This window comes from Tenacibaculum lutimaris, assembly GCF_003610735.1.
Lineage (GTDB): Bacteria > Bacteroidota > Bacteroidia > Flavobacteriales > Flavobacteriaceae > Polaribacter > Polaribacter lutimaris.
In genome coordinates, this window is the sequence record NZ_RAQM01000007.1 from 121,667 (window position 1) to 147,890 (window position 26,224).

26 protein-coding genes and 1 tRNA gene are annotated in these 26,224 nt (G+C 31.0%); 14 read left to right on the forward strand and 13 right to left on the reverse strand.

The genetic code is table 11. The features are described 5' to 3' along the window. Positions 1 to 101 precede the first annotated feature (101 nt). Positions 102 to 1,016 carry a L,D-transpeptidase gene (locus tag C8N26_RS04165; RefSeq protein WP_120186196.1) on the forward strand — a complete coding sequence of 305 codons (915 nt, stop codon included), beginning with the start codon at positions 102 to 104 and terminating at the stop codon, positions 1,014 to 1,016. Positions 1,017 to 1,025: 9 nt separating this feature from the next. Here C8N26_RS04165 and C8N26_RS04170 read toward each other — a convergent pair whose 3' ends face one another. From C8N26_RS04170 to C8N26_RS04190, 4 genes are all read right to left on the reverse strand, one after another. Beyond that, positions 1,026 to 2,027: a 2-hydroxyacid dehydrogenase gene (locus tag C8N26_RS04170; RefSeq protein WP_120186197.1), complete on the reverse strand. Its 1,002-nt coding sequence runs from the start codon at positions 2,025 to 2,027 to the stop codon at positions 1,026 to 1,028. Positions 2,028 to 2,173: 146 nt separating this feature from the next. Next, positions 2,174 to 2,764 carry a hypothetical protein gene (locus C8N26_RS04175; protein WP_120186198.1) on the reverse strand — a complete coding sequence of 197 codons (591 nt, stop codon included), beginning with the start codon at positions 2,762 to 2,764 and terminating at the stop codon, positions 2,174 to 2,176. A gap of 597 nt (positions 2,765 to 3,361) precedes the next feature. After that, a tRNA-Ile gene (locus tag C8N26_RS04185) sits at positions 3,362 to 3,435 on the reverse strand. A 53-nt stretch (positions 3,436 to 3,488) separates the two neighbouring features. Beyond that, positions 3,489 to 4,460 carry a polyprenyl synthetase family protein gene (locus C8N26_RS04190; RefSeq protein ID WP_120186535.1) on the reverse strand — a complete coding sequence of 324 codons (972 nt, stop codon included), beginning with the start codon at positions 4,458 to 4,460 and terminating at the stop codon, positions 3,489 to 3,491. A 126-nt stretch (positions 4,461 to 4,586) separates the two neighbouring features. Between C8N26_RS04190 and C8N26_RS04195 the strand changes: the two genes are divergently transcribed. The 5 genes from C8N26_RS04195 to C8N26_RS04215 all read left to right on the forward strand — a co-directional run bounded on the left by C8N26_RS04195 (position 4,587) and on the right by C8N26_RS04215 (position 11,761). Beyond that, a complete protein-coding gene (locus C8N26_RS04195; RefSeq protein WP_120186200.1) occupies positions 4,587 to 5,195 on the forward strand; it encodes a TetR/AcrR family transcriptional regulator in 609 nt (202 codons plus the stop codon). Positions 5,196 to 5,200: 5 nt separating this feature from the next. Further along, complete coding sequence (locus C8N26_RS04200; protein ID WP_028892259.1) at positions 5,201 to 6,538, forward strand: TolC family protein; 1,338 nt, start codon at positions 5,201 to 5,203, stop codon at positions 6,536 to 6,538. Positions 6,539 to 6,549: 11 nt separating this feature from the next. Further along, positions 6,550 to 7,734 (forward strand): efflux RND transporter periplasmic adaptor subunit, encoded by a 1,185-nt coding sequence (locus C8N26_RS04205; protein ID WP_120186201.1) that lies wholly within the window; start codon positions 6,550 to 6,552, stop codon positions 7,732 to 7,734. 21 nt (positions 7,735 to 7,755) lie between these two features. Further along, on the forward strand, positions 7,756 to 11,220 hold the full coding sequence (locus C8N26_RS04210; RefSeq protein ID WP_120186202.1) for an efflux RND transporter permease subunit: 3,465 nt from the start codon (positions 7,756 to 7,758) through the stop codon (positions 11,218 to 11,220). A 70-nt stretch (positions 11,221 to 11,290) separates the two neighbouring features. Further along, entirely contained in the window at positions 11,291 to 11,761 is a 471-nt protein-coding gene (locus C8N26_RS04215; RefSeq protein WP_120186203.1) for a regulatory protein RecX, read from the forward strand. On the opposite strand, the gene C8N26_RS04220 is transcribed toward C8N26_RS04215, so the two are convergent. Next, positions 11,748 to 12,272, reverse strand: coding sequence for a hypothetical protein (locus C8N26_RS04220; RefSeq protein WP_120186204.1), 525 nt, complete (start codon positions 12,270 to 12,272; stop codon positions 11,748 to 11,750). The two genes, C8N26_RS04215 and C8N26_RS04220, sit on opposite strands and share 14 nt — an antisense overlap. A gap of 184 nt (positions 12,273 to 12,456) precedes the next feature. Between C8N26_RS04220 and C8N26_RS04225 the strand changes: the two genes are divergently transcribed. The 3 genes from C8N26_RS04225 (at position 12,457) to C8N26_RS04235 (ending at position 14,694) form a co-directional block, all read left to right on the forward strand. Continuing rightward, positions 12,457 to 13,422 (forward strand): NAD-dependent epimerase/dehydratase family protein, encoded by a 966-nt coding sequence (locus C8N26_RS04225; protein ID WP_120186205.1) that lies wholly within the window; start codon positions 12,457 to 12,459, stop codon positions 13,420 to 13,422. A 111-nt stretch (positions 13,423 to 13,533) separates the two neighbouring features. After that, on the forward strand, positions 13,534 to 14,124 hold the full coding sequence (locus C8N26_RS04230) for a thioredoxin family protein (RefSeq protein WP_028892264.1): 591 nt from the start codon (positions 13,534 to 13,536) through the stop codon (positions 14,122 to 14,124). Positions 14,125 to 14,214: 90 nt separating this feature from the next. After that, positions 14,215 to 14,694: an ABC transporter ATPase gene (locus C8N26_RS04235; protein ID WP_120186206.1), complete on the forward strand. Its 480-nt coding sequence runs from the start codon at positions 14,215 to 14,217 to the stop codon at positions 14,692 to 14,694. Here C8N26_RS04235 and truB read toward each other — a convergent pair. From truB to mce, 5 genes are all read right to left on the reverse strand, one after another. Next, positions 14,689 to 15,372 (reverse strand): tRNA pseudouridine(55) synthase TruB, encoded by a 684-nt coding sequence (truB, locus tag C8N26_RS04240; protein WP_120186207.1) that lies wholly within the window; start codon positions 15,370 to 15,372, stop codon positions 14,689 to 14,691. The genes C8N26_RS04235 and truB overlap by 6 nt on opposite strands. Beyond that, a complete protein-coding gene (locus C8N26_RS04245) occupies positions 15,373 to 16,167 on the reverse strand; it encodes an undecaprenyl-diphosphate phosphatase (protein ID WP_120186208.1) in 795 nt (264 codons plus the stop codon). A gap of 2 nt (positions 16,168 to 16,169) precedes the next feature. After that, entirely contained in the window at positions 16,170 to 16,412 is a 243-nt protein-coding gene (locus C8N26_RS04250) for a DUF3098 domain-containing protein (protein WP_028892269.1), read from the reverse strand. Between the two features lie 10 nt (positions 16,413 to 16,422). After that, a complete protein-coding gene (locus C8N26_RS04255; protein ID WP_120186209.1) occupies positions 16,423 to 17,301 on the reverse strand; it encodes a cell division protein FtsX in 879 nt (292 codons plus the stop codon). 91 nt (positions 17,302 to 17,392) lie between these two features. Further along, a complete protein-coding gene (gene mce, locus C8N26_RS04260) occupies positions 17,393 to 17,803 on the reverse strand; it encodes a methylmalonyl-CoA epimerase (RefSeq protein WP_028892271.1) in 411 nt (136 codons plus the stop codon). Between the two features lie 233 nt (positions 17,804 to 18,036). On the opposite strand from mce, the gene C8N26_RS04265 reads away from it, so the two are divergent. The 5 genes from C8N26_RS04265 (at position 18,037) to C8N26_RS04290 (ending at position 22,430) form a co-directional block, all read left to right on the forward strand. Beyond that, entirely contained in the window at positions 18,037 to 18,693 is a 657-nt protein-coding gene (locus C8N26_RS04265; protein ID WP_120186210.1) for a hypothetical protein, read from the forward strand. A gap of 624 nt (positions 18,694 to 19,317) precedes the next feature. Beyond that, positions 19,318 to 20,073 (forward strand): sensor histidine kinase, encoded by a 756-nt coding sequence (locus C8N26_RS04275; protein WP_120186212.1) that lies wholly within the window; start codon positions 19,318 to 19,320, stop codon positions 20,071 to 20,073. A 50-nt stretch (positions 20,074 to 20,123) separates the two neighbouring features. Further along, positions 20,124 to 20,771, forward strand: coding sequence for a response regulator transcription factor (locus C8N26_RS04280; RefSeq protein ID WP_120186213.1), 648 nt, complete (start codon positions 20,124 to 20,126; stop codon positions 20,769 to 20,771). A 21-nt stretch (positions 20,772 to 20,792) separates the two neighbouring features. Beyond that, positions 20,793 to 21,188 (forward strand): 30S ribosome-binding factor RbfA, encoded by a 396-nt coding sequence (gene rbfA, locus C8N26_RS04285; RefSeq protein ID WP_120186214.1) that lies wholly within the window; start codon positions 20,793 to 20,795, stop codon positions 21,186 to 21,188. Positions 21,189 to 21,227: 39 nt separating this feature from the next. Next, on the forward strand, positions 21,228 to 22,430 hold the full coding sequence (locus C8N26_RS04290) for an ABC transporter permease (RefSeq protein ID WP_120186215.1): 1,203 nt from the start codon (positions 21,228 to 21,230) through the stop codon (positions 22,428 to 22,430). 57 nt (positions 22,431 to 22,487) lie between these two features. Here the strand turns inward: C8N26_RS04290 and C8N26_RS04295 are convergent, their stop codons facing one another. From C8N26_RS04295 to dusB, 3 genes are all read right to left on the reverse strand, one after another. Further along, complete coding sequence (locus C8N26_RS04295) at positions 22,488 to 23,003, reverse strand: hypothetical protein (RefSeq protein WP_120186216.1); 516 nt, start codon at positions 23,001 to 23,003, stop codon at positions 22,488 to 22,490. Positions 23,004 to 23,177: 174 nt separating this feature from the next. Beyond that, positions 23,178 to 24,938, reverse strand: coding sequence for a transcriptional regulator (locus C8N26_RS04300; RefSeq protein WP_120186217.1), 1,761 nt, complete (start codon positions 24,936 to 24,938; stop codon positions 23,178 to 23,180). 108 nt (positions 24,939 to 25,046) lie between these two features. Next, positions 25,047 to 26,045: a tRNA dihydrouridine synthase DusB gene (gene dusB / locus C8N26_RS04305; protein ID WP_120186218.1), complete on the reverse strand. Its 999-nt coding sequence runs from the start codon at positions 26,043 to 26,045 to the stop codon at positions 25,047 to 25,049. Positions 26,046 to 26,224: the final 179 nt, after the last annotated feature.

Here is a 26,224-nt window from a genome sequence, read left to right on the forward strand (position 1 = left end):
ATAATGAAAATTATACTATAAAAATGATAATTATCATCTAAAATCTCTAACTATAAACATATCTTTATTACAAAATACGTAAACACAAACAAAACTCGAAAATGCTTAAGATTATTAAATTGGCTTTAGTTCTTATCTTTTTGATTGTTTTAAAAGAATACTACCCCGAAAAAAAAAGAGAGGAAGAAAGGATGAGTACTAAAGTTTTGGTTCAATCTATTTTACCTATTAAGGTAAAAATTGATCGTAATATTATTGTAGAAAACTACTTTGAGTACTTAGACTCCATTGTTGAAAGGTATGATTCTTTAGTATCATATAAATTGACTGAACATCTTTTAGTTCGAACTAATTCTTGGATAATAGATACACTTCAAAATACCGATTATTATCGAAAGAAAGCTTTAGACTCTTTTGTTTTTAGTCAAAAAAAAATGATTGTATTGCCAAAAGGAGCATCGATAATTATTCCTGATTCTATAACCGCAAAAGAGATGCTTGATTCTTTTCAGAAAACTAGAATAGATATTAATATTCCTGAATTTAAACTTAGAATATATGAAGATTCTTTAAAATTGTATGATTTTCCTGTAAGAGTAGGGAGAAATGAAAAAAAGTACTTAAAAATGTCTGATAGGGTTGAGGATTTAAAAACCAAAATTGGGAAAGGTTTTATCATAAATTATGAACGTAAGCCGCGATATGTAAATCCAGTAAATAATCTTGAATATTTAACAACTAGAAGAGATGATAATAAAATAACTAAGTTACCTCAAATTCCTTTTATTGAAACCGAGATAAATGGTTTGCGTAATGGTCAAATGATACATCCAACAACTAATCCCATAACTTTAGGAAAGGCATATTCTAATGGTTGTATAGGAACAAAAGAGGCTGATGCTTGGGTTATTTATTACCATGCGCCAATTGGCACCAAAATAAAGATAAGATACGATTTAGAAATTTTAGATAAAAAAGGAGGTAAAAAGTATTTAAAGAACATTTATAAGAAATAAGCCTTTTATTTAAAAAGTATTATAACTGAGTTCATTTTCTGTTGTTCTTCCGTTGTTCCAACAGCTTAGATTATAAATGGTGGTATTAGCAATGTTGGTTATAGCTTCATAGGTTAAAAAGGCATGATGACCTGTAATAAGTACGTTTGGAATTGCTATTAATTTTACTAAAAGATTATCCTTTTGTGCTTTTTTAGAGTTATTATTAAAAAAAATACCTTTTTCTTTTTCGTATACATCAATACCTAAAGCACCAATCTTTCCGTTTTCTAATCCTGCTATTATGTGCTCTGTATTTATAATGGCACCTCTAGCTGTATTGATAATTATGACGCCTTCTTTCATTTTAGAGATTAAATCATTGTTAATTAAGTGATAAGTTTCGGTGGTTAAAGGAGTGTGCAAAGAAATAATATCTGCTTTTTTACATAAAGTATTTAAAGTTACATATTGTAGCTGATAAGAATCCGCTAACTCTTTATTTTCTTTAATATCATATCCCAATAATTTGCATCCAAACCCATGCATAATTTTACACATAACAGAGCCTATTTTTCCTGTTCCAATAATGCCTATTGTTTTATTGTTTAAGTCAAAGCCAATAAGGTTTTCTTGAGCAAAATTAAAATTACTAATACGTTTGTTAGATTCAATCAACTTTCTATCTAAAGCTAACAAAAGCGCGGTAGCATGTTCAGCGATAGCATAAGGAGAATAAGCAGGTACATTAGCTACCTTAATATTGAGGTTGGAGGCAGTTTTTAGATCTACATTGTCGTATCCTGCCGATCTTAAAGTTATATACTTAATTCCTAAACTGTCCAATTTTTTTATGATAAAGGAATCAGCTTCATCTGCTGCAAATATAGATATGGCATCATACCCTTTAGCCAATGTTACTGTTTTTAATGATAAAGCTTCTTTTATGAATGTTAGCTGAAGCTTCTCTTTATTAGCTTCTTTTAAGTAAAGTATTTCAAAACTTTTGGAACTATATACAAGTACTTTCATGATAAAAACAATTAATTAAGTTGAAGCTAAAATATTGATTTATAGGTTTGTTTTCAATGATATTTGTCATTTTAAAAGAGTGAGTTTAACATAAAACGTTTAGTTTTTTTAGTGAAAACGAAAGAATATAAGCTTTTATTAAAAACTTAAATATTAGCAAAAAAGAGTACTATAATTAAAATAAGAAGTCCTATTAAAAAACTACTATAGGCCAGTTCTAAATAAAAATAGCCACGCTTCATTTCTTTTTCTAAAAGAAACATAACTCGAACTTGATTGCCTATTTGTAACTCTTGACTCTTTAGAACTTTACTATAGGCTTTTTCATATTGTTCTAAAGTTTTGTTGCTAGACATACCTACCATAAAAAGATTTTCTTCCTCTTTTTTGTATTTGGAAACAATATTCCTTTTAAAACGCCTGTAAAAAGAAATACTGTTTGGTTTAGAGGCAAGTATAGAGAAAATTAAGGATACAAAGGAGGTTGTAATCAATATAGCTGCAATTCTAATTCCGAAATTAATTTCAGTAATATAGTTGAAGAAAATAACAGAAGCAGAAAGGATAGTTGCATTTACCTTTAACATAATTGAAGCCTTTCTGTCAATTAAATTTAAGGTGCTGAGGTAGAATTTATTTTGATTTCTTTGATAGGTAGCAAAAGATTTTCTAGGCTCTTTTTGGGTGTCAAACATGCCTAGTTCCTCTTTTATTTTGTGTTGTTTAGTAGTAATCATCTTTATAAGAATTACAAGATGAAACGTTACTGAAATCGCTTTAGTTGATAAAGAGGAGTTGTAGATTAGTTTTGTTTCATCTTTAGTTGGTTAAATGTGAAGAGAGGTAATTGTTATGTGAGGAGATATAAATTTACGAAAAATAAATTTTTTAGAGAAGTAAAGTTGATTTTAAGGGGTGAAAATGTAGTGGCTTTATTGAATAAAAAAATTGAGATTAGTATTATTTTTTATCATTTAAACGTTTTATTCCAGTGATTTGGTAGTTGTAGCCATTAAAACTTTTAGTAATTTCTACTCTTTCTAGCCAATAGAAGCTGTTCTTATGTATTAAGGGAAGTAATAGGAAGTTAGTTTTTTTAAATTTTACCTTCTTATTTTTCTGTTTGTTAAAATTTATAAACATATTAAAAATAATTTCATCTATATGGCTTTTGTAAAAGGGTGTTTTTATGAGTCAAACTTAAATGAAGTAGGAGATAAAACTTTACGGATTATCGTAATTGTAGCCATATACTAGTTGGTGAAAGAGAGGTTTGTATAAGGTTTAAAATAAAAAAAGCATTTACAAAAAATGTAAATGCTTTAAAACAAATGTGGTCCCACATGGGCTCGAACCATGGACCCCCTGATTATGAGTCAGGTGCTCTAACCAGCTGAGCTATAGGACCTGTTTTATTTGGACTGCAAAAATAAAAACTTTTTTAAATAAATAACTATTTTTTTAAACTTTTCTACTCATTAAATTTTCACCGAAAACACGTAAACCCTGTTTTTGTTGCTCACTTATGTTCAGGTGATCAAGGCTTTCAAAAGCCTTATTTGTGTAGTACTCAATAAGTTTAAAAGTTTCTTCAGGAATATTATTGTTTCTAAAAATGGTTGAAACAGTATCTATTTTTTCTGAATTGTTTTTTTCTTTTCCGTTGTAAAGGTTCAATAAGTTTTCTTTATCGTTAGAGTTGGAAACTTCTAAAGCTTTTAAGTATAAGTAGGTTTTTTTATTTTCTATAATGTCGCCACCTACTTGTTTCCCAAAAGATTCTGGGTCACCGAAAGTATCTAAATAGTCATCTTGTAATTGAAAAGCGATACCTAAATTTAAACCGTAGTCATATAAATGTTGAGCCTGATCTTCGTCCGCTTTTGCTACAATAGCACCCATTTTTAGAGCGGCAGCAACTAAAACTGATGTTTTCAACGTAATCATTTTGATATATTCATCGATGGTTACATCATTTCTTGTTTCAAAATCAACATCCAGTTGTTGCCCATCACAAACTTCTAAAGCAGTTTTACTGAACAGTTGCGCTAATTTTTGAAAAACAACTGGCTCATAGTTTTCAAAATATTGATATGCTAAAATTAGCATAGCATCTCCAGAAAGAATAGCGGTATTAATATTCCATTTTTCATGAACAGTTTCGTTTCCTCTACGTAAAGGCGCATCATCCATAATATCATCATGCACTAAAGTAAAGTTGTGAAAAACTTCAACAGCTAATGCGGCTGGTAATGCTTGTTTGTAATCACCAGAAAAAATATCTGAAGCAATAAGAGTAAGCATAGGACGAATTCTTTTTCCTCCTAATTGAAGTATGTAATCAATTGGTTCATAAAGGTTTTTAGGTTCTCTAGAAAATTTCTGAGATTCTAAATAAGCTATAAAGTCTGATTGATATGATAGTATGTCCAAATCTGAAAATTTTTGTAAAAATACGGTAAACAAAAATTCTAAATGTATGTCTGTGTTAAAAAAAGATTAAAACTTAGGAAACTTTTTTTGTTTCTAAAGTTTCCTGTTGTATTTTTGCCATCGATTATGAGGAAAAAAATTATAAATAAAGCAGGAGAAATGTTTTTAACCTTAGGGTTTAAAAGCACAACGATGGATGATATAGCGAAAGAACTTGGTATGTCAAAAAAGACACTATATAAGTACTTTCCTAATAAAACAACTTTGGTAGATGCTAGTACCGAAGCGGTTCATAACACAATAGGAGAAACTATTTGTGCAATAAAAAGTAAAAATTACAACGCAGTAGAAGAAGAGTTTGCTGTAAAAGCAATTTTTAAAGAGATGCTTAAAAATTCAAAAGCATCTCCTATGTATCAACTTAAAAAGTACTACCCAGAAACCTATGCTAAATTAATGGAACGCGAGGTATGCATGTTTAGAGATTGTATTGTAAGTAATTTAACAAAAGGAATAGAACAAGGATTGTATAGAGCAAATATTGACAAAGAGCTAATGGTGAATTTTTATTTCACCTTGGTTTTTGGTGTTTTTGAAAGCGAATTATATGGAGACGAAGTTCAAGAAATAATGAAAATTGAATATGAAATTTTAGAATATCATATCAGGGCAATTGCCACTGATAAAGGAGTGAAAGAATTAGAAAAACAACTAAAAATTACGAATCAAAACTAAAAACAATGAAAAAATACATAAGTAGTGTATTTATATTCTTTTTTATAGGGGGTATTATCGCCCAAGAACAAGAAAAAGAAATGAGCTTATCAATGCAAGAAGCAATTGATTATGCTATAAAGAACAGTTACGAGAATAAAGTTTCTTTAAATAATATTGAGGCAGCAAAAAAGAAAAAATGGGAAACTACAACTATTGGGTTGCCGCAAGTAAATGGTGTAGTCGATTATCAAAATTGGTTAAAACAACAAGTTCAGTTAGTAGATTTTAACAACGATGGAGTAGATGAAGAATTGATTTTTACCAAAAAGCAAACTACAAAAGCTTCGGTAACATTAAGTCAGTTAATTTTTGATGGGTCTTATTTAGTAGGATTACAATCTGCTAAAACCTATTTAAAAATTTCAGAACAAGCTAAAGAGAAAACAGAATTATCAACTCGTGAAGCTGTAGTAAATGCTTATGGGAATGTGTTGGTTACCGAAAAATCGATAGAGATTTTAGAAAGAAATAAAGCTGTACTTGAAAAGAACTTAGATGAAACTCAAAAAACCTATGACAATGGATTAACTGAGTTAGAAAATGTAGAGCAACTTCAAATAACACTTGGAAACGTTGAAAGTAACTTAAGAAATGCAGAAAGATTAAGAGAAATAGCATATCAAATGTTAAACGTTTCGTTAGGAAATTCTATTGATACTAAACTGACATTGACATCTACTTTAGATAATTTAGTTGTGGATAACACCGATTTGAGTTTGTTAGCTACTCAGTTTGACATTGATAATCATATCGATTTCAGAATTGCCCAAAACGATAGAGAAAGTAAACGTTTATTAATGAAGCTAGAGCAAAGTAAGTACTTACCAACTCTATCAGCATTTGTAAATTATGGGGTAACAGCTTTTTCTGATTCATTTACCTTTTTAGATAGTAATCAACGTTGGTTAGGTTCATCTTTGTTAGGAGTTAGTTTAAACGTTCCAATTTTCAGCTCTTTTGGAAGAAATGCTAAAGTAAAACAAGCGAAAATAGAGTTAGAGAATGCTGATATCCGACTAGAAGAAGCAAAGCAAAAATTAAATCTGCAAGTTGAAACAGCTAAGAGCGAATATCAATTAGGAATAGAAAACTATGAAACAGCTAAGAAAAATTTAGCCTTAGCAGAGCGAATAGAAAAAAAGCAGCAAGTAAAGTTTTTTGAAGGAATTTCTTCAAGTTTCGATTTATTACAAGCACAAAATCAGCTATATACACAACAAAACAATTACGTGCAGTCAATGTTGAACGTAATAGCTAAAAAAGCACAATTAGAAAACGCATTAAATATACCACTAAAATAAAATCTACTATAATGAGAAAAATATATTCACTATTCGCAATTACATTGCTTTTAGCTTCTTGTGGAGGTAAAAAAGAGCAATCAGTACAAGATGTAGTTGCATCTAACGACTTGGCTAAAATTAGAGAGAAAAAAGCATCAGTCGAAGATAAAATACAAACATTAACAGAGGATATTAAACTTTTAAATAGCAAAATATCTGAGTTAGACACAAATAAAAAAGTTCCTTTAATTACTGTACTTTCTGCTAAAGAAGAAGTTTTTAATCACTATTTAGAGTTACAAGGAAACGTACAAACAAAACAAAATGTACTAATCTACCCAGAAATGCCAGGTCAGTTAGTAAGAATTTATGTTAAAGAAGGTCAGCAAGTAAGAAAAGGGCAAGCTTTAGCGAAAATTGATGATGGAGGATTATCGAATCAATTAGCACAAGTTGAAACTCAAGCAGCTTTGGCAGAAACCACATACAAACGTCAAAAACGTTTATGGGAACAAAAAATAGGTTCAGAAATTCAGTATTTACAAGCGAAAACAAATTACGAAGCTCAAACCAATGCTGTAAATCAGTTAAGAAGACAGTTAGCAAAATCGGTGATTACAGCACCTTTTTCTGGAGTTATAGATGATGTAATTAAAGAACAAGGAACTGTTGTAGCTCCAGGTATGGGATCTGAAGTGTTTAGAATAGTAAACCTTAAAGACATGTATATAGAAACAGATGTTCCAGAAAGCTATATCACATCAATTAAAAAAGGAAAAGCAGTAGAGGTTGAGTTTCCTGTTTTAGGAGAAAAAATAACTTCTAAAATTCGTCAAGCAGGTAATTTTATCAATCCAGCAAACAGAACTTTTAAGGTTGAAGTTGGAGTTCCAAATACAGATGGTAAGATCAAGCCAAACTTAACTGCAAAATTAAAAATCAACGATTATTCTAACGAAAACGCAATTTTAATTCCTCAAAGTATTATTTCTGAAAATGCCAATGGTGAGCAATACATTTATGTTGTAGAAAACATAAAAGATGAGGTAGGGACAGCTAAACAAGCCATTATTAGTACAGGAAAAACACAAGGAGATATTATAGAGGTGTTGAGTGGAGTTGAGAGCGGAGTAAAAATTATTGACGAAGGGGCGCGTAGCGTTAAAAACGGACAGGAAGTGAAGATTTTAACAGTTTCACAAGACGCGAAATAACCCATAAAAGTTGTACAACTCATGACTGAAAAACAAAAAAAACAAGTAGATAAAGAATTCGGTTTATCTTCTTGGGCAATAAATAACAAAACAACCATCTACGTGATGATGGTAATCATACTTATATCAGGGATATCTGCCTTTTTAAGTATGCCAAGAGAGAATTTTCCTGAAATTAAAGAAACAAAAATATATATCAGTTCTTTATATCCAGGAAACACTGCCGAAGATATAGAAAAGCTAATCACTGATCCTATTGAAGATAGGCTTAAAACAGTGAGTAATGTTGTTGAAATAACTTCAACATCACAAGAAGACTATTCGATGGTAGTGGTAGAGTTTGATGAAAAAATTACAGTAGATCAAGCTAAACAAAAAGTAAAAGATGAAATTGATCAAGAAACATCTGGAGAAGATTGGCCCACGTTTAATGGAGCTAAAGTAGAGCCTAATGTTTTTGAATTGAGTCTTTCTGAAGAAATGCCAATTTTAAATATCAACATTTCAGGAGATTATCCAGTTGATAAGTTAAAAGAATTTGGTGAGTACTTAGAAGATGAAATAGAAGATTTACAAGAAATTAAAAAAGTAGATATCCGTGGAGCAGAAGAGAAAGAGGTTGAGGTAGCGGTAGATATTTACAAAATGATGGCTGCGCAAGTAAGTTTTCAAGATGTAATCAATTCAATTAACGGAGGTAACTTAACCATGTCGGCAGGAAATTTAATTGCCAGTGGTCAACGACGTACGGTTCGTATTTTAGGTGAAATTGAAAACCCACAAGAATTACAAGATTTTGTAGTAAAATCTGAAAAAGGGAATTCTATTTACTTAAAAGATATAGCTGAGGTTTCTTTTAAAGATAAAGATAAAACTACCTATGCACGTGAGTTTGGTGAAGCAGTGGTGATGTTAGATGTGAAAAAGCGTTCAGGAAAAAACATGGTAGAGGCTGCTGAAAAAATCCAGAAAATAGTAGAAGATACCAAAGCCAATATATTTCCAAGTAATTTAAAAGTAACCATCGCTAACGATCAATCTTCAAAAACTATTGGTCAAGTAGATGATTTGGTAAATAACATCATTTTTGGGGTAATCCTAGTAGTACTGGTTTTAATGTTCTTCTTAGGGTTTAAAAATGCTTTATTCGTAGGGTTTGCAATCCCAATGTCTATGTTTATGTCATTAATGATATTAAGTTGGGCGGGTTACACGATGAATACCATGATTCTTTTTGGGTTAATTATGGGACTTGGAATGTTAGTAGATAATGGTATTGTAGTTGTTGAAAACGTATATCGTTTAATGGATGAAGGAATGCCTAGAATTGAGGCAGCTAAGAAAGGTATCGGTGAAATCGCATTTCCAATTATTATATCAACTTTAACAACAGTAGCAGCTTTTGTTCCTTTAGGGTTATGGCCAGGAACTATGGGGCAGTTTATGAAGTATTTCCCAATAACATTGTCGGCTGTTTTAGGATCATCTTTATTGGTTGCTATTTTCTTTAATTCGGTTTTGGTGTCTCAGTTTATGAGTGTTGAAGATAAAAATATGCCGTTAAGACGTATTATTATTTTATCGGTTACCATGGCTGTTATAGGACTGTTAATTGCTTTAATGGGTGGAGTATATAGAGCTCTTGGTACAGTAATGATATTTACCTCAATTATGTTGTGGATGTACCGATTGTTTCTTAGGCCATGGGCAAATGCTTTCCAGAATAGAGTACTGCCGCGTTGGGAACGTTTTTATGAAAAAACACTTCGAGTTGCATTAAAAGGTTGGAGGCCTTATATTATTTCGATAAGTACTTTTATACTGTTGATAATTGCTTTTGTAGGTTTTGGAGCTTCAATAGGAAGTCAACGTACTAAGGTAGAGTTCTTCCCAGATAATACACCTAATCAGATTATAGTATATATCGAATATCCACAAGGGACCGATATTGAAAAAACGAATCTGATTATGAAAGATTTGGAAGAACGAGTTTATAAAGTGTTAAATGCTCCTGAGTATGTAGACAACGGGTATAACTTTATGGTTGAAAGTGCGGTGTCTCAAGTGGGTGCAGGTTCTGGAAATCCACAAACAGATGGAGGTTCTACTGCAGAAATGCCTCATAAAGGAAAGATTACAGCATCTATGCGTGAGTATAAATACCGTAGAGGAGCAGATAGTAAAGAATTGCAAAAGAAAGTAACAGAAGCTTTACGTGGTATTTATCCTGGATTAGAAATTTCTGTTGAAAAAGAAGCGGTAGGACCACCTGCGGGATATCCAATTAATATTGAGCTAGAAGGAAAAGATTACGGTGAATTAATTAATACTGCTGAAAAAATGCGTGATTTTATCAATGCTAAAAGTATTGCAGGTATTGATGAATTAAAGATTGATGTAAATAAGTCAAAACCATCAATGTTAGTAAATGTAGATCGTAAAAAAGCAGGAGAGTTAGGGGTGAGTTCATCTCAAGTAGGAAGCCAATTGCGTAATGCTATTTTTGGATCAAAAGCAGGGATTTACAAAGAAGATGGAGACGATTACGATATTTATGTACGCTTTAATGAACAAAATAGGTATAATAAAAGTGCGATCTTCAATCAAAAGATTACTTTTAGAGACATGGCTACAGGAACCATTAAAGAAATTCCTATATCAGCGGTAGCAGAACAAACAAATACTTCAGGTTTTAGTGCAATTAAGCATAAAGATGTAAGAAGGGTTGTAACAGTGTATTCAGCCTTAGCCCCTGGGTATACAGATGCTGCAGCAATTGTGTCTAAAATTCAGCATGAAATGAAGTCGTTTACTGAAAAACCAGCGACAGTAAAAGTTGATTATACAGGTCAAATAGAGGAACAAAACAAACAAATGGCATTCTTGATGAAAGCATTTTTTGGAGGATTAGGATTGATCTTTTTAATATTAATCTTCCAGTTTAATTCTGTTTCCAAACCTGCAATTATCATGTTAGCAATCTTTTTAAGTTTGATTGGAGTTTTTGGCGGATTGATTATTACAGCAAAACCATTTGTAATTATGATGACCATGATGGGAATCATTTCACTTGCGGGTATTGTAGTAAATAACGGGGTAGTACTCTTGGATTATACACAATTATTAATAGACCGAAAAAAGGTAGAGAAAGGATTAAAGGAGGAGGATTATGTTGATGTAAACACTCTGGGTGAAGCAATTATTAGAGGAGGTAAGGCACGTTTACGTCCAGTATTATTAACGGCTATTACCACAATTTTAGGATTAATTCCTTTAGCTACAGGATTAAATATCAACTTTTTTACATTGGCAAGTGAGTTAAATCCACATATATATGTAGGAGGAGATAATGTAGTGTTCTGGGGACCTTTAGCATGGACAGTTATTTACGGACTATTCATAGCTACTTTCTTAACACTAATAGTAGTACCGATATTATTCTACTTAATCACTAAATTTAAAATGTGGTTACGTAGCGTTCTATAATTGATTTTTTGTTAACTGTAAAAAGGGTTAAAAGCAATATGTTTTTAACCCTTTTTTATATTTTCGTACTATGAATAAACAGGTTTTTACAGTTGAGCAGATTAAGCGAAAAATGGAGTATTATTGTGTATACCAAGACAGATGTCATAAAGAGATAGAAGCTAAACTAAAACAATACCGTTTAATTCCAGAAGCTAGAGAGCATATTTTATTACATTTATTAGAGAATAACTTTTTAAATGAAGAGCGTTTTGCTAAAAGTTTTGCTAGAGGGAAATTCAGAATTAAAAAATGGGGAAAAGAGCGAATTGTTAGAGAACTAAAGTTTCGTGATATCTCTACTTATAATATAAAATCAGCATTGAAAGAAATTGATGAAGAAGAATACATCAAAACCTTATATGAATTAGTAGAAAAGAAGAATGCATCTGTTACGGAAACCAATCACTTCAAACGAAAAAAGAAAATAGCCGATTACTTGTTGTATCGTGGTTTTGAAAGTAATTTAATATACGAAGCGTTAAAAACTATTGATTCTTAAATAAACTATCAAGATTAATTTCTTTATCAAATTTTTTCTTAGTGTATACAGTGTTTATTTTATCATTAACACTACCAAAAATCACCATAATTTTTTCTACTTGGCTGTTTACTTCACTGGCAGAAATAGAAGGGATTAAAGTCATATCAGCCAAACGTAAAGTTTCGTTTTCAAAAACATTAATACGAGCTTTAAAAGCAGGAGTTTTAAGGGCTTCTATGTTTAAGCTATCTTTTAGTTGCTTAGATATTTTTTTTAGCTCAACAGCGTTGTTTAAAGCCTCGGTAGGTGTCGTGTTTTTTAACTCATGTAAAAAACCTTCAACAGTAAAATACTCTTTCCAAGGTTTAATTTCTTTCAAGTAATCATCGTTTATTTTTGAGTAATCTGAATGCTTAACCGAAACATGCATTTCAGTTTTTGTAGGTAATTCCGTTTTTTGTTCTTTCTTTTTTTGACAAGAAGAAAGGAAAAGAATTAACATAGCAGTAACATATAAAAAACGACTCATTTTATTTGAAAAATTAAAACGATAAAAATACATATTTTACTTGGTATTACCTGTAGAATTAAATTAGAAGTTTGAAATCAGTAGGTTAGCATTCTGTATTGTAGATAGTTAAAAAAGAACAAATACTTTTTGCGAAATCTTAAATTTAATAACTTTGCGAGCATATATTTTTGAACAATTAAAAATGAGTGATACTATATTAATTTTAGGAGCTTGCGGGCAAATAGGGACAGAATTAACCCAAAAATTACGTTCTATTTATGGAAAAGATAATGTAATAGCTTCAGATATTAGAGAAGGAAATGCAGAAATGATGAGTTCTGGTCCTTTTGAAATCATCGACGCTACCAACCAAGAGCAAATTTTAGGTGTCATTCAAAAATATAAAGTAAACCAAGTGTATTTAATGGCTGCTATGTTATCTGCAACAGCAGAAAAGTACCCGTTAAAAGGTTGGGATTTAAATATGACTTCTTTGTTAGCCGTATTAGAGTTAGCAAAAGAGAAACATATAGAAAAAGTATATTGGCCTAGTTCTATGGCTGCGTTTGGACCTACTTCGCCAAAAATGAATACACCACAACAAACTATTATGGAGCCTTCTACAGTGTACGGAATTAGTAAGGTAGCAGGTGAACATTGGTGTAATTATTACCACGATAAATATGGGGTAGATGTACGAAGCATTCGTTATCCAGGAATTATAAGTTGGAAAACTTTACCAGGTGGAGGAACGACTGATTATGCTGTTGATATTTACTTTGATGCATTGAAAAAAGGAACTTTTGAGTGCTTTTTATCAGAAAATACACGCTTACCAATGATGTATATGGACGATGCTATCAATGCGACTATCCAGTTAATGCAGGCTGATGAAGAGAATATTAAAACAAGAACTTCATACAATTTAGCAGCAATTAGTTTTACACCAGCTGAAATAGCTGCAGAAATTAAAAAATACATTCCAGAATTTACCATTACATATAATCCAGATTTTAGACAAGCGATTGCTGATAGTTGGCCTCAAGTAATTGACGATTCGGCTGCAAGAAAAGATTGGGGATGGAGACATCAGTTCGATTTAGCTTCTATGACTAAAGACATCATTACAAATTTACAAGCAAAAGCTGAAGAGTCAGCAGAGGTGTAAGGTTACATTCTTTCTTTCGTCTATGGTATTCAAGTTTTATAGTTAAGTGTAACTTAGGTTACGAATTTTATAGTATAGAAGGAATATTTTTGCAATAGCAACATGTTAATGATGAAAAAAATTATAGAAGAAAGCTTAGAAAGAGCATTGTCATATACTGAGTATAGAAATTTAGTAAGCGATTTGTTAACGCAAGGCAAATCTACAGGGCCGAATCAGTCTGATGATTTGTTAAATTATAGTAAGTTAAATGACAAGCGTATGAAGCGTTTGGATAAAACAATTCAACTTACCAAGGAAACAATTGCTAAAATTAAAGACGTAAAAGAACCACAAACTTGGTTAGTATTAACTGAAGGGTGGTGTGGTGATGCAGCACAAAACATCCCTGTGATTCATAAAATAGCGGCTGAAAATCCAAACATCAATTTTAAATTAGTTTTACGTGATGAAAACTTGGAATTAATGGATGAGTTTTTAACGAATGGAGGAAGGTCAATTCCTAAATTAATAGCTTTAAATAAGGAAAACGAAGTAATTAACACTTGGGGACCAAGACCTACGATGGCTACGCAAATGGTTGCTGATTACAAAGCAAGAAAAGGGAGCTTAGATGCCGAGTTTAAAGAAGATTTACAAGTTTGGTACAATAAAAATAAAGGAGAAAATACTCAAGAAGATATTGTCTCAATGTTGAAATAATTGAGCTTAAAAATAATAACAATTCCCCTTTTTGATTTTATTCAAGAAGGGGAATTGTTTTTTCTATCTTTGCGCCCATAATGAATTAATATGTTTGTAGAATTCAATTCTTTATCAGAAGAAGCCAAAGTATGGGTATATCCATCAAGTCGAAAATTTTATCCTCAAGAAATTGACGAATTAAAAGAAAAATTAAACAGTTTTGTTGAGGCTTGGAAACAAGATGATGCTGGTTTTAAAGCTTCTTTTGAGTTGAAATACAATCGTTTTATTATTTTTTCTGCGGAAGAAGATGCTCAATTGACCAACGCAGATATTGATCAGCAAGTAGCTTTTATTTTACAATTACAGCAAGAATATGAAGTTGAATTGTTAGACAAAATGAACGTGTGTTTTAAGCAAGGAGAATTCATCCAGTATAAAGACGTCAAAGAGTTTAAAACGTTGCTTAAAAAGAAGTCTGTGTCAGCTAAAACAATCGTTTTTGATAATCTGGTGCAAACAAAAGGTGAGTTGGAAAATTATTGGGAAGTACCAATTACTGAAAGTTGGTACAATCGATTTTTATAAGTTTTCTACAAACCCATCAACACTCTGAGCATTTTCAACAGAAAAATCACCGATTTTAGTTCTTCGTAATACGGATAAATGGGCTCCAGACTTTAACGCTTCTCCGTAATCATTAGCAATTGAGCGGATATAAGTTCCTTTGCTACACACAATTCTAAATTCAACATTTGGTAAATCAATCTTTGTGATTTTAAACTCGTTAATTTCTACTTCACGAGCTTTAATTTCAGTGGTTTCACCTTTGCGAGCTAATTCGTATAAGCGTTTTCCATCTTTTTTAATAGCAGAAAAAATAGGTGGTTTTTGCTGAATTTTTCCTGTGAATTGCTCCGTAGTTTTGTGTAGCAATTCTTCTGTTATATGTTCCGTAGGAAATGTTTCGTTGATTTCTGTTTCTAAATCATAACTTGGTGTGGTAGCACCAATAACAAACGTTCCTGTATATTCTTTTATTTGACCTTGATATTCATTAATGTTTTTGGTTTGTTTACCAGTACAAATAATTAACAAACCAGTAGCTAAAGGGTCTAAAGTTCCAGCATGTCCTACTTTAATTTTTTTAATATTAAAGTGTTTACGAATATGCCAACGAAGCTTATTTACCACCTGAAAAGAAGTCCATTCTAGTGGTTTATCAATCAATAAAATTTGTCCGTTTTTGTAATCTTCCGCAGTCATTTAGAAAAATAAAGAATAGCCAATGGCAATTAAACCTACAATAGCACAGTATAAAGAAAAATACGATAATTTACTTCTCTTAACTAAAGCTATCATCCAAGTGCACGCTAGTAAGCCAGATATAAAAGCAGCTATAAAACCAGCCGAAAGTGGAATAATCTCTGAACTTTGAAAATTAATATCTCCGCTTAAAATATCTTTAGCTACTTTCCCTAAAATCAAAGGAACTACCATTAAAAAAGAAAAGCGAGCGGCTCTGGTACGATCTACTCCTAACAATACTGAAGTTGAAATAGTAGCACCTGAACGAGAAATACCAGGTAACATGGCAATAGCTTGGGAGATTCCTATGATTACAGCGTTTTTAAAAGAAACACTTTTATTGGTGTTTTTAGCTTTGTCAGCTAATAAAAGCAATACAGCAGTTATTAAAAGCATGAATCCTACTAATAAAATTTTTCCGCCAAAAAAGCTTTCTAATTCTTTTTCAAAGGCTAACCCAATTACTACAGCGGGAATCATAGATAAGATGATTTTTACCGAAAATTGCATTTCCTCATTCCATTTAAACTGGAAAAGGCCTCTAAAAATTTCAGCAATTTCTTTTCTAAATACTACAATAGTACTTAGCGCTGTTGCAGCGTGTAAAACTACTGTAAAAGTTAAACTTTCTTGAGGTACAGAAGTGTCTCCAAAAATGGCTTTGGCTAACTCTAAATGTCCACTAGATGATACGGGTAAAAATTCAGTAAGTCCTTGAATAATTCCAAGGATAATCGCTTCTAATAAATCCATGTTTATTTTTTAGGATTGGCAAAAATAGCATAAATTTCTATACCCAATCCGATAATTACCAAGGTAGGAGCTAAGCGAATTCTTTGCCAGTTATAAATATCAGGATTAAAAACGTTAGGATCGTCACTACCGCCACCTGCCATTAAAATAAATCCTAAGGCAATTACGGCAATACCGATTAACATAATCATGTAATTTCTCTTGCCGAATAAAAATTCTTGTTTTGGTGAATTATCTTTTTTCATAAATATTTTACTAATAGTATAAGTCGTTTGTTTGTAGGTTTAAAAAGCGCTGTGTAGCAAAGAAAGTGCTAATCCATGTAATGAAAAAGGCAATTAATATAATTCCTCCTGCTACATAGCCCAATGCTACGTAATCTGTAAACAATTCTAAAGTTGGAATGTATTTGTCTACATAATAAATTAAAACAGTCAATCCACTAATAGCTATAAAAGCACCTAGTAATCCTAATCTAATACTCTGCCAAATAAAAGGTTTACGAATAAAGCTTTTTGTAGCACCTACCATTTGCATGGTTTTAATATTGAATCGTTTTGAGTAAATAGATAATCGAATAGAACTGTTGATTAGAATGATGGCTACTAACCCAAAAAAACCACTTAATACCAATAACCAAAAACTAATACGTTGAATATTTTTAGTTAATAATTGCACTAATGGTTTATCGTAGTTTACTTCAGCAATGAACTTATTTTTCTCAAAAGCTTCTTCAAGTTCTGTCATTTTTTCTGGAGTTACATAATCTGCCTTTAGATAAATATCAATTCCATTTTTTAAGGGATTGTCTCCTAAAAACTGCAAGAAATCTTCTCCTAAATCTTTTTTGTATTCTTTAGCTGCTTCTTCTTTAGGAATGTAAATTACCTTATTAACAAAAGTTTCCTTCTGAATAGACTCTTTCAGTTTTTTTACACTTTCATTAGTTACTTCGTCTTTCAAAAAAAGTGTCATCACCACTTTTTCTTTAAAGTGATTAGCTACTTTGGTAGACTTTAATAAAACCAATCCTAAAACACCTATCATAAAAAGTACCAGAGCAATACTAACTACTACTGATATATATGAAGATTGTAAACGGCGTTTTTGAAAAGAATCAAAAGAGGTTGTCATTGTTACATGTTGATTTTAAGACGTTGCAAGATAGTGAATCAAATTTCAAATATCAATCTTCAATTATCACTGCTTGTTGAAATTGTTTATTCTAGTCGTTTCCTGAAATCTCTTGGCACAATTCAATTAATACCCCGTTAGTAGATTTAGGATGTAAGAAAGCTACTAGTTTGTTATCAGCTCCTTTTTTAGGAGTTTCGTTTAAAATTGTAAAACCTTCACTCTTTAAACGTTTAATTTCTTCTTTTATGTTATCTACAGCAAAAGCAATATGATGAATTCCTTCACCTTTTTTTTCTATAAATTTTGAAATTGGACTGTCTGGGTTGGTAGCTTCTAATAATTCAATTTTATTAGGTCCAGATTTAAAAAATGAGGTTTTTACTCCTTCGCTAGCTACTTCTTCAATTTTATAGTGTGATTCTCCAAAAAGAGCGGCAAATAAAGCATTCGATTTTTCTAAGTCCTTAACGGCAATACCAATATGTTCAATTTTATTCATAGGGTAAAAGTATAAAAAACTCTTCTTAAAAGCTTCATAAAAAACAAGAGTATATGGCATGAAAAATAAACAGTTTAAATATTGGTGCTTTTAGGGTGTTTTTCCCTTTTGTAAATACTATATGAGTTGTTAAATGGTTGAAAACATAGTTTTTAATAAGGTTTTTTTAAAAGGCTATTTTTTTTATTAAAAATTAACCTCCTATATTTAAGAAATCAAAAAATCAATTAATCATGAAAAAAACTAACCTACTACAACTAATGTTTGTAGCTCTATTAATGAGTTTTATTGCTTCGTGCGACAATGCCAATCAAAAGTGTGATTGTGATGATTGGCAATCTCAAGTGCCAGAAGGAACATTTTGTTATGTAGATAAAGGAAGACCTTCAAACATGTTAAAGTATAATGAAATTGTAAACATGTTAGAGTCGTATGATAAAACAAGGAAAGAAGTGTTAGAGAAATCGTTAGGTTTTGAAGATACAAGGGTAAACAGTTATCCGATTCAACAATTAAAAGATTATTTAGGTTATATTGAGAATTTATGTGCTCAAAAAGAAATTCCATTAACGGGAATTAATATCATTTCAACTGCTTATCCTGAAAATTATTCTGGATCTAAAACGGCAGGTTATCAAACATTAATTTTCATGCCAACAACAACTATAGATGGTGAAGAGTTTGTGACATTTGACCCGTTAAAGTCTAAAAAAGGAGTGCCTGTAACTTTTAAATCTATTTTAGCAAAAAGAGGATATAATTGGTCTTATGATAATAGTAGAATTTCTAAAGAAGAACAAAAAGCAGGGGTGCTAAATTTCAACCCAATACAAGAAGATTCTGAAGATAGTTCTGGAGCAAACAGGTTAAAGCCTACACCACCATATTAAAAGGCTGAATAATATGTATTATCTGTGTTTTTTGTTTATTAGTTTATCTTCAATTTTGTATTTATACAGATACATTAAAGATTCTACATTTAAAAAAATAAGATTTTTCATCTTATATCTAATATTTACAGTTTTGGTAGAACTTGTTGTAAGTTTTGCTTTAAATAAAGGTGTTGATAATACAAATTATATATATAACATATATAGTCTAATTGAGTTTAATTTGCTTTTCATGTTTTATTATGAAGTGTCTAATGATAAAATCACAAAAAGGACTATAATAGGTTCAATTACATTGTTTAATGTAACGTGTTTTACTTGGTATTTGTTTCATAATTTTAGTTTTTCTCATTTTAATTCATTTGTTATTGTACTGGGTGCTTTTTTAATGGCTATAATATTGTTTTTATCATTAAGAGAGATCTTGTTGTCAGATAAAATAGTAAACTATAAAACAGATATAATATTTTGGATTACAACGGGTTTACTACTATATTATTTAGGTTCAATACCTCTTATGGGAATATATAGTTTCATGGAAAAAGGAGTAGCTTTTTTTCAAATACACAATATACAATTTGTAGTAACTATTCTTTTGCATAGTTGTGTTATAATAGGTTTGTTATGGAGTTGGAAGAAAGTCGAATAATAATTGTAGTAATAACTACAATTTTAACAATTTTAGGAGTTGTTTTTTTAGTGGTATTGTTTACTGTTTTTCAAAATCGTAAGAATAAATTGTTGTTAGAACGTGCTGAAAACAAAAAACGGTATGAACGAGAAATAGCTGAAACCCAAATAGAAATTCGAGAAGAAACATTGAGAAATATTAGTTGGGAGTTGCATGATAATATTGGGCAACTCCTAACTTTAGCTAGAATACAATTACAGCATGCTTCACCTGAAAGTATGGGAGAAATCTCTGAAATTATTGCGAAGAGTTTAACAGAAGTTAGAGCTCTGTCAAAAATAATTAACCCTGATTTTATTAATAATGTAAAGTTAAAGAAAGCCTTAGAGTTAGAAATAGCCCGTTTTAATAGATTAAATTATATTGAAGCAAGTTTAGAGGTAATAGGTAGAGAACTGGAAATTAATCAAAAACATGGAATTATTATTTTCAGGATACTCCAAGAGTTTTTTTCTAATACTATTAAACATTCAAAAGCCACAAAGTTAGAAGTGTTTTTAAATTACAAAGATGATTCTGTTGAAATTAAAGCACAAGATAACGGTGTGGGTTTTGATGTGGTGAGAATAGGTTTAAAAGGTATAGGTTTACAGAATATAAAAGCAAGAGCAAAATTGATAAATGCTGAAGCAAAATTCAAATCAGAACCTCAAAAAGGAACAAGTTTAATAATAAATTACTATATTTAAAGAGCCTTAGTGTATATTCCCCAACAACTAATACTAATCTAACTTATGAAATTATGAAATACTCAGTTGTTGTTGTAGATGATCATACGTTATTGTCACAGGCTATTGAAGGTATGGTAAACACCTTTGATAAATTCAAAGTGCTTTACACTTGTAAAAATGGAAAAGAGGTTGAAGAAAAATTTTCTGCCTCACCTAAAAATATACCAGATTTAGTCTTAGTAGATGTAAATATGCCTGTGATGAATGGTATTGAAACTACCGAATGGATTGTGGAAAATTATCCACAGGTACATGTCATGGCCTTATCTGTAGAAGATGCTGACGGAACTATTTTGAAAATGTTAAAAGCTGGGGCTGTTGGTTACCTGTTAAAAGATACCAAAAAAGAGATACTAGAAAAGGCTCTTTTAGAAATGATGGATAATGGTTTTTATCACACCAAAAATGTTACAACTTTATTGCTAGATTCAGTCTCTGGAAAGAAGGAGAGAAATAATCTCGCGTTTAAAGAAAATGAAATTACTTTCATGAAGTTGGCTTGTTCTGAGTTAACGTATAAAGAGATTGCCGATAAAATGTTTCTAAGCCCTAAAACTATAGATGGATATAGAGATAGTTTATTTACAAAACTAAATGTTAGAAATAGAGTAGGATTAGTTATGTATGCTATTAAAAATAAAATTTATACTCCGTAATTTTATGCTTAAATTTGCAGCATGGAAGAAACAAATAGACAACGAAAAATTGCAGGAGTATTGCAACAAGATTTGGTAGACGTTTTACAACGCGCTGCTCAAGATGGAATGAAGGGAGTGATTATATCGGTTTCTAAAGTTTCGGTTACTGCCGATTTAGGAGTAGCTAAAGTGTACTTAAGTGTATTTCCTTCAGAAAAAAGAGATGAGATTATAGAAGGGGTGAAGTCTAATACTCCTTTAATCCGTCACGAATTAGCACAGCGAACAAAACATCAACTTAGAAGAATGCCAGAATTACTATTCTTTGGTGATGATAGTTTAGATTACATTGAAGATATTGACAAATCTTTAAAAGGAGAGGACATTGATCCAATAAAAAATCCAGATATCTTACCTCGTCGCCAAAAACGTTAATAAATTTTCTTTACTTTGGCTAGCTAAATTTATTAATGGTTGAATTTTTCACTATACATAGCTAAACGATACTTGTTCTCAAAAACAAGTACTAACGCAATTAATATTATTACGGCAATTGCTGTTTTTGGTGTTGTAGTAGGTGCTTTGGCGTTATTTGTGGTTTTATCAGGTTTTTCAGGGTTAAAAACTTTTAGTGACTCTTTACTAAATGCGTCAGATCCTGATATAAAAATAACTGCAACTCAAGGAAAATCTTTCGAATATTCAACAAAACTTCATGAAATTCTACAACAAGAAGAAGATGTGAAAGCGTATTCAAAAGTTGTAGAAGAAAGAGTTTTTTTAAAATATAAAGACAGAGATCATATTGCTCAAATAAAAGGAGTAGATGCTAATTATTCATCTATAATTCCTGCAGATTCTATATTAACGGTTGGAACTTGGATAGATGAACAGTATGAAAACACAGCTGTTGTTGGTTATGGAATTTCGTATAAATTGTCGTTAGGGATTTTTAATTTCGGAGAGCCTTTGCAGATTTTAGTTCCAAAACCGGGAAAAGGATTTATCAATGCTAACAATGCTTTTCGATCGGTATCTACACAGGTAGTTGGTGTGTATACAGGCTCAGAAGAGTTTCAAAATAAATATGTGTTTACCGAACTCTCGTTGGCACAAGAATTGTTAGGATATAAAGAAAATCAAATAACGGGAGTTGAATTAGCTTTAAAAAAAGGAGTTGATTTAGATTCATTTCAAGAAAAACTACAAGCTGCTTTAGGGGAAGATTTGAAAGTACAAACTCGTGCACAGTTAAATACGTTGTATTATAAAGTAATTAATACTGAAAACTTCATCTCGTATCTAATTTTTACACTGATTGTAGCTATTGCTTTATTCAATGTAATAGGTTCAATAATAATGATGATTATTGATAAACGTAAAAACCTGAAAACATTATTTAATTTAGGAAGTAGCGTAGAGGAAATAAAAAAGATTTTCATTTATCAAGGTTTTTTATTGACCCTAGTTGGAATGGCAATAGGATTGATTTTAGGAGTTCTTTTAGTGTTGGTTCAGCAACGTTTCGAATTATTGATGATTACAGAAAGCTTGGCTTATCCAGTTGAATTTAGGTTGGTGAACCTACTAGTAGTCATTGTTACAATTTCGGCTTTAGGTTATTTGTCAGCTAAAATTGCAAGTTCAAGAATTTCAATAGCCTTTATAGAAAAATAAAAGGCCAAAATTTATACAATCTTAGCCTTTTGTAAATACGTAGTAGTTATAATAGTCTTATTCTTTTATGACTATTGTTTTTGTTTTCTCATCTTTTTTCAATAGTATTTTGTATTTAGTTTTTGCTTTTTTATTTTTCTCATAAGCCATATGATATTTAGTTGAAGCAAAACTCCATCCAGGATATTTTTTTACAATTTCTTTTTGTAAAGATAGTGGGAGCCTTACGTCATAAAAATATTCATTACAGTTTAAAATATCACCTTGTTGATTATAGGTGACAGCAATCTTGTTTTTACCTTCTTTAAGTACTACATCGTAATTAGAAGGGTCGTTTTTGGAATAAACATTTAAATCTTCAATGTTGAATTCTAGCATTTTTTTGCGAAGCATTTTTATCTGCAATGATTGATCTGAGTTTTCAACAGCATTTACAAAAGAACTATTGCTTTCAACTGTTGCTTTTTTTTTGTTTAGGTTAGAAGATACATCGTTTACAGCAAAAAAATTTTGTTGAGCAAACATTAGGTTGGTTAGACCGAGCATAATTAAACCAATTACTTGAGTTTTCATAAGTTAAAAATTATTATGATTAGACTTAGTTATTGGGGTTATTATGGGGTAAGTGAAACAAATAAGGAGTTTATAAAGTTAAAATAAAAGACAGTTTTTTAATTAAGATTACCATAGACAGATAATAATCTGCTAATAGACAAATGATAGACAAAATAGTATTAAAGAGAGTTTTTATAAAGATTGAATAAAAGTATCTAAGTTTATGTCTTCTGTAAGGTGTAATTTTTTTCTAAGTCTATAACGGCTAGTGTTAAGAGAAGCTAGAGTTATATTTTGTAAAGTAGCAATACTACGACTGTTAATTTTTAATCGAATAAGTGAACACAAACGTATTTCATTTTTGCTTAAATCTGGGAATTTTGTTGTTAAATTTCGGTAAAAAGAATCACTTAATTTATCGAGCTTTTCATAAAATATTTGAGTATCAGAATCGAAAGTAACTTTGTTTTTTATTTCTTGTTCTAGTTCATTTAAAAGAGCATCTCTGTGTGAGTTGTGTGTTTGTTTTAAAGCGTGTACTTTGTTTGATATGTATTTAATCCATTCTTGTTGTTGTGATAAATTAATGGCAAAATCGGATAAATCACGTTTTTTAGATTGAATTTCGGAATTGAGCTTTTCAACTTTTAAGCTTTCAACTTCTAGTGTACGTTCTGCAAGTTTTTGTTTGTTTTTTGCATTAATAATATGTTGTCTTCTTCTTAAAAATAATGATGCTAGTAGTAGAATTATAAACGAAAATGAGAGAGTAACAATCCAAAATTTAGATTGTTGGCTTTTTAGTTGGTTTTCTTTAACCATTCGTTCTAGCTCAAAGTTAAGAGCAACCCTGTCTAATGTTGCATTATTGAGTTCTTTTCTCCAAGTGGCATCGGTAATATCTTCAAGGTTTTGTATACTGTCAGAAAATTGTTTTATCACTTTTAAAGTAGCATAAGCTTGGGGTGTTAGTCCTAAGGCATTTTGTAAGGTTTCTTTGGTTTGTAAAAATTCTAATTCAGAATCAGGAGTTAACCTTCCTGAAATTTTTTCTTCTGTAATTATTTTCTCTAACCTATTAAAGTTGGTATTCGCTTCTGTAAACTTCCCCAATTTTATATTAGTGTTCACTAATTGTGCCCCGGCGCTAATTAAGCGAGGTGTGTCACGATTTTGTGATTTTTCATTTATAGTATTTTTGAAAAACTTGAAATTTTCAGCATATAAAGGTGCTGCTAAATTATACTCTCCTTTTTCATAGTAGATGTCGGCAATATTATCTCGGACACTTCCTAGAAGTGTATGATTAGGGAAGTTGGTTAAGGTAATTTCGTAGGCTTTTTTAAAATAAGGAAGTGCTTTGTCGGGGTTACTTTTATTCCAGTAAAAAAATAACCCATAATTATTAATGGCAGAAGGGTAGTAAATTTTATTAAAAGTTTTAGAGTAGTTTATGTTGGCTTTATGAGCATACTCTGCGCTATCAAGAATTGAAAGTTTGGCATAATCAGCAGCTAAAACACTGTAAGCGTGATTATGCATTTCTATTAATGAGTTTTTTTCTTCAGAAGAAAGCTTACCCTCGTTTTCAACATAGAAATTTAAAAATTGATTATACCATTTAATTGATTCCTTCGGAAATCCAACCTTGTAAAACCAATTCCCAGCATCAAGAAAACTTTGAATTTTTAAATAGTAATGGTCTTCAATTTGTGGAAGTAAGTCTAGTTTTCGATACAGAAGAGATAAGTATTTTTTTAATTGAGTTTCAGAATACGAATCTCTAGTATAAGTTTTAATATCATCAACAGGAAATTCTTCATTCATTTCGTTATTAATTTGATGATATAGTTTTAAAGCATCTGTATTGTTTAATGGAAGCTCTTGTGAGAAACCAAAAAATGGTTGTAGGAGTATAGTAACCAGTAGTATATATACAAGTTGATACTTCAAAATAAGGTGTAAATGGTTAGTTAAACCAAATATACAGCTTCTTTTGCTGGTTTAAAAGTAAAAAGTAATTCATTGAAAATGAATAAGCTAAAAAGGGGATTTACACTATTATCCTAAGGTGACAGTAGCATCTCCAAACTTAGTTTGTACTTCGTCAAAAGCAGCAAAAACATCTTTAGGATCATCTGAAGTTACCATTTTCATGCGGTGTTCTTTAAAATGCGGAATTCCTTTAAAATAGTTGGTATAATGTCTTCTGGTTTCTACAACTCCTAAATGTTCGCCTTTCCAGTCTATAGCCATTTCTAAATGACGACGTGCCATATCAACACGTTGAGAAATTGTTGGTCTTGGTAAATGCTCTCCTGTTTTAAAATAGTGTTTCACTTCGTTAAAAAACCAAGGATATCCAATAGAAGCACGACCAATCATACAGCCATCTAATCCATAAACGTCACGCATTTCCATCGCTTTTTCAGGAGAGGTAACATCTCCATTACCAAATACAGGTATATGCATTCTTGGGTTGTTTTTTACTTCAGCAATAGGAGCCCAATCGGCTTCACCTTTATACATTTGTGCACGTGTACGACCGTGAATAGAAATAGCTTTACAACCTACATCTTGCAAACGTTCGGCAACTTCAAGAATTCTGATCGAATCATGATCCCAGCCTAAACGAGTTTTCACAGTAACAGGTAATTTAGTGTGTTTTACCATTGCTTCGGTAAGAGAAACCATTAAATCAATATCTTTTAAGATTCCTGCACCAGCTCCTTTAGATACTACTTTTTTTACAGGGCACCCAAAATTGATGTCGATAATATCAGGATTTGATTTTTCAACAATTTCCACTGTTTTTAGCATAGATTCTAAATTAGCGCCAAAAATTTGAATCCCCACAGGGCGTTCTTTTTCGTAAATATCTAACTTCATTACGCTTTTTGCTGCATCGCGAATCAATCCTTCCGAAGAAATAAATTCAGTATACACTACATCAGCACCATTTTCTTTACATAAAGCTCTGAATGGTGGATCACTTACATCTTCCATCGGCGCTAATAATAGCGGAAAATCAGGAAGTTCTATGTTACCTATTTTTACCATGCTGCAAAGTTACTTTTTATTTTTTTATTGTGTAAATTTTTAATTGTACATCGTTTTTCAAAGAAGTATCTTTGCAAGTCACAAGTAGTTAGATTACGACGAATGAACCCATAATGGGTATTTAGTAAATAATGCGGTTTTGTTAAAACGGATTTCCTAAGTGTCTAAAATGGTTTGAG